Source organism: Christiangramia aquimixticola, from assembly GCF_048285835.1.
GTDB lineage: Bacteria > Bacteroidota > Bacteroidia > Flavobacteriales > Flavobacteriaceae > Christiangramia > Christiangramia aquimixticola.
Genome location: NZ_JBLVTL010000001.1, coordinates 738,109 through 739,450 on the forward strand (window position 1 = coordinate 738,109; position 1,342 = coordinate 739,450).

Genomic DNA, 1,342 nt, shown 5'->3' on the forward strand with positions numbered 1-1,342 from the left:
ATCGCTTCATTTTAGAATTTAAATCTATAATACCCTTTTGAGGAAAATTTAAGTTCACCATCCAGTTTTGTCCCGGAACCAAGCATTTCCAGTTCCACTACCATCTTAAAAGATCTTCTAACTTTAGAAATCTTCGACTCATCCATTATGTGTAAAGTGTCCACAAAGGCCGGAGCACCTATTTCTCCGGCAGGTATAGTATAGGCCACATTAAACTGCCTTCTGTTATTAACTGCCAAAAATTTGATATTACTGCGTATGGAATCTGAAAAAGTATTTTCATGCCTAAATAAAAATTCCGCATGCAATAGTCCGTCCTGGATATAACTATCATCAAGATATTCAAGTCTAACTGTATCCCTTATGATAGAAGTATACTCACCTGTTTCGGAATCTATAAAATCATCACGGTTAAGCTGATAATGAATTAAATCAACTTCGAGGTCTGGAGAAAGTTTAATTTCATCGGTCCTGCTGAAGTCTACATCTTTAAAACAAGAGGTGAACAGGACGTTAATTAAAAGCCCGATTATTAAGATTTGAATGATGGATCTATTCGGTAACACAGGCAAAGTTTTCTTTCCGAACGAAAATACCTATTCTTTATTATTATAGATAATTTAGAAGTTCTTTTAACTTTTTAACCTGGGGATATAAACTTTGAATTTGATGCTCAAGAGGATTGAGATAAATTACATTTAAACCAAACTTGTGTGCACCGATAATATCAGCCTCCAGATTATCACCTATCATAACCGAATTTTCTGGTTTGGCCCCACTTTTTTGAAGCGCCAATTCAAAAATTTGAGGATGCGGTTTTTTTACCCCGGCAGCTTCTGAGGTGGTAATCGTTTTGAAATAATTATGTATCGCTGAAGTTTGCATTTTTTGATGCTGAACTTCCTCGAATCCATTGGTAATTATATGTAGCTGATACCGATCTTTTAAATTATCCAAAACCTCAAGCGTCCCATCAAGCAGATGATTATTTTTTGGTAAGTATTGAATGTATAGATCTGCAATATTATTAATGGTAGTATCTGTAGTTTCGAAATTTAACTTATCAAAACTGTCTTTTAGTCTTCCGTATCGGAGCGCCTCCTTGCTTACTGCATTATTTCGATATAATTCCCAGTATTTAAAGTTAACCGGCATATATACTTCAAGGAAATTATTGAGCTCCAGTTCTATTTTATGCTCCTGGAAGATCTCTTTAAAAGCAAGCGCTGAATTTCTGTCGAAATCCCAAAGAGTATGGTCAAGATCAAAGAATACATGTTCTACATTAGTCAACTTCATGGATCTGTTTTAAAATTTTATAATAGAATTGCGAATCGGAATA

General features: G+C 34.6%; 2 protein-coding genes. Both read right to left on the reverse strand.

Going from position 1 to position 1,342, the window contains the following annotated elements; genetic code table 11:
• Nucleotides 1–11: 11 nt before the first annotated feature.
• Complete coding sequence (locus ACNKXV_RS03415) at nucleotides 12–566, reverse strand: hypothetical protein (RefSeq protein WP_417906283.1); 555 nt, start codon at nucleotides 564–566, stop codon at nucleotides 12–14.
• Between the two features lie 43 nt (nucleotides 567–609).
• A complete protein-coding gene (locus tag ACNKXV_RS03420) occupies nucleotides 610–1,299 on the reverse strand; it encodes a YjjG family noncanonical pyrimidine nucleotidase (protein ID WP_417906284.1) in 690 nt (229 codons plus the stop codon).
• Nucleotides 1,300–1,342: the final 43 nt, after the last annotated feature.

Bases quoted from the DNA above. Each gene is read 5' to 3' on its own strand.
- ACNKXV_RS03420 (WP_417906284.1), bottom strand. From the start codon at position 1,299: ATGAAGTTGACTAATGTAGAACATGTATTCTTTGATCTTGACCATACT.